This window comes from Streptomyces sp. WM4235, from assembly GCF_001279725.1.
Lineage (GTDB): Bacteria > Actinomycetota > Actinomycetes > Streptomycetales > Streptomycetaceae > Streptomyces.
Genome location: NZ_LGDE01000141.1, coordinates 1 through 3281 on the forward strand (window position 1 = coordinate 1; position 3281 = coordinate 3281).

Genomic DNA, 3281 nt, shown 5'->3' on the forward strand with positions numbered 1-3281 from the left:
GTGCCTGGCACGTTGTTGGGTATCTGAGGGTACGGCCGTAAAGGTTGTATCTTCGCGATGCCGGCCCCAGTGAACTTGATCCGTATGGGTCAGGGTGATGGGTGACTGGTCGTTGCTTGAGAACTACACAGTGGACGCGAGCATCTGTGGCCAAGTTTTTAAGGGCACACGGTGGATGCCTTGGCACCAGGAACCGATGAAGGACGTGAGAGGCCGCGATAGGCCCCGGGGAGCTGCCAACTGAGCTTTGATCCGGGGGTGTCCGAATGGGGAAACCCGGCAGTCGTCATGGGCTGTCACCCACTGCTGAACACATAGGCAGTGTGGAGGGAACGAGGGGAAGTGAAACATCTCAGTACCCTCAGGAAGAGAAAACAACCGTGATTCCGGGAGTAGTGGCGAGCGAAACCGGATGAGGCCAAACCGTATGCGTGTGATACCCGGCAGGGGTTGCGCATGCGGGGTTGTGGGAATTCTTTTGATCGGTCTGCCGGCCGGTCGGCGAGTCAGAAACCGTTGATGTAGTCGAAGGACATGCGAAAGGTCCGGCGTAGAGGGTAAGACCCCCGTAGACGAAACATCAGCGGCTTGCTTAAGAATCTCCCAAGTAGCACGGGGCCCGAGAAATCCCGTGTGAATCTGGCGGGACCACCCGCTAAGCCTAAATATTCCCTGGTGACCGATAGCGGATAGTACCGTGAGGGAATGGTGAAAAGTACCGCGGGAGCGGAGTGAAATAGTACCTGAAACCGTGTGCCTACAAGCCGTGGGAGCGTCGCGTGCCTTTTGAAGAATGAGCCTGCGAGTTAGCGGTGTGTAGCGAGGTTAACCCGTGTGGGGAAGCCGTAGCGAAAGCGAGTCCGAATAGGGCGATTGAGTTGCACGCTCTAGACCCGAAGCGGAGTGATCTAGCCATGGGCAGGTTGAAGCGGAGGTAAGACTTCGTGGAGGACCGAACCCACCAGGGTTGAAAACCTGGGGGATGACCTGTGGTTAGGGGTGAAAGGCCAATCAAACTCCGTGATAGCTGGTTCTCCCCGAAATGCATTTAGGTGCAGCGTCGTGTGTTTCTTGCCGGAGGTAGAGCACTGGATAGGCGATGGGCCCTACCGGGTTACTGACCTTAGCCAAACTCCGAATGCCGGTAAGTGAGAGCACGGCAGTGAGACTGTGGGGGATAAGCTCCATGGTCGAGAGGGAAACAGCCCAGAGCATCGACTAAGGCCCCCAAGCGTACGCTAAGTGGGAAAGGATGTGGAGTCGCAGAGACAACCAGGAGGTTGGCTTAGAAGCAGCCACCCTTGAAAGAGTGCGTAATAGCTCACTGGTCAAGTGATTCCGCGCCGACAATGTAGCGGGGCTCAAGCGTACCGCCGAAGTCGTGTCATTCCAGCACATACCCCCAACGGGGGCTGGGATGGGTAGGGGAGCGTCGTGTGCCGGGTGAAGCAGCAGCGGAAGCTAGTTGTGGACGGTTCACGAGTGAGAATGCAGGCATGAGTAGCGATACACACGTGAGAAACGTGTGCGCCGATTGACTAAGGGTTCCTGGGTCAAGCTGATCTGCCCAGGGTAAGTCGGGACCTAAGGCGAGGCCGACAGGCGTAGTCGATGGACAACCGGTTGATATTCCGGTACCCGCTTTGAAACGCCCAATATCGAATCCTCTAATGCTAAGGCCGTGAAGCCGTTCCGGACCCTTCGGGGAAAGGAAAGTGGTGGAGCCGCCGATCCAAGGTGGTAGTAGGTAAGCGATGGGGTGACGCAGGAAGGTAGTCCAACCCGGGCGGTGGTAGTCCCGGGGTAAGGGTGTAGGCCGAGGGGTAGGCAAATCCGTCCCTCATTAAGGCTGAGACCTGATGCCGAGCCGATTGTGGTGAAGTGGATGATCCTATGCTGTCGAGAAAAGCCTCTAGCGAGTTTCATGGCGGCCCGTACCCTAAACCGACTCAGGTGGTCAGGTAGAGAATACCGAGGCGTTCGGGTGAACTATGGTTAAGGAACTCGGCAAAATGCCCCCGTAACTTCGGGAGAAGGGGGGCCATCACTGGTGATCGGATTTACTCCGTGAGCTGGGGGTGGCCGCAGAGACCAGCGAGAAGCGACTGTTTACTAAAAACACAGGTCCGTGCGAAGCCGTAAGGCGATGTATACGGACTGACGCCTGCCCGGTGCTGGAACGTTAAGGGGACCGGTTAGTGCGCTTTCGGGCGTGCGAAGCTGAGAACTTAAGCGCCAGTAAACGGCGGTGGTAACTATAACCATCCTAAGGTAGCGAAATTCCTTGTCGGGTAAGTTCCGACCTGCACGAATGGCGTAACGACTTCTCGACTGTCTCAACCATAGGCCCGGTGAAATTGCACTACGAGTAAAGATGCTCGTTTCGCGCAGCAGGACGGAAAGACCCCGGGACCTTTACTATAGTTTGATATTGGTGTTCGGTTCGGCTTGTGTAGGATAGGTGGGAGACTTTGAAGCAGCCACGCCAGTGGTTGTGGAGTCGCCGTTGAAATACCACTCTGGTCGTGCTGGATGTCTAACCTCGGTCCGTGATCCGGATCAGGGACAGTGTCTGATGGGTAGTTTAACTGGGGCGGTTGCCTCCCAAAGGGTAACGGAGGCGCCCAAAGGTTCCCTCAGCCTGGTTGGCAATCAGGTGTTGAGTGTAAGTGCACAAGGGAGCTTGACTGTGAGACCGACGGGTCGAGCAGGGACGAAAGTCGGGACTAGTGATCCGGCGGTGGCTTGTGGAAGCGCCGTCGCTCAACGGATAAAAGGTACCCCGGGGATAACAGGCTGATCTTCCCCAAGAGTCCATATCGACGGGATGGTTTGGCACCTCGATGTCGGCTCGTCGCATCCTGGGGCTGGAGTCGGTCCCAAGGGTTGGGCTGTTCGCCCATTAAAGCGGTACGCGAGCTGGGTTTAGAACGTCGTGAGACAGTTCGGTCCCTATCCGCTGTGCGCGTAGGAATATTGAGAAGGGCTGTCCCTAGTACGAGAGGACCGGGACGGACGAACCTCTGGTGTGCCAGTTGTCCTGCCAAGGGCATGGCTGGTTGGCTACGTTCGGGAGGGATAACCGCTGAAAGCATCTAAGCGGGAAGCCTGCTTCAAGATGAGTATTCCCACCTCCTTGAGAGGGTAAGGCTCCCAGTAGACGACTGGGTTGATAGGCCAGATGTGGAAGCCCGGTAACGGGTGGAGCTGACTGGTACTAATAGGCCGAGGGCTTGTCCTCAGTTGCTCGCGTCCACTGTGTTAGTTCTGAAGTAACGAAC

Annotated in this window: 1 rRNA gene; it reads left to right on the forward strand. The window is 56.7% G+C overall.

Annotation, left to right across the window (positions count from 1 at the left end):
* Positions 1-148 precede the first annotated feature (148 nt).
* A 23S ribosomal RNA gene (locus tag ADK55_RS13290) occupies positions 149-3241 on the forward strand.
* Positions 3242-3281 lie beyond the last annotated feature (40 nt).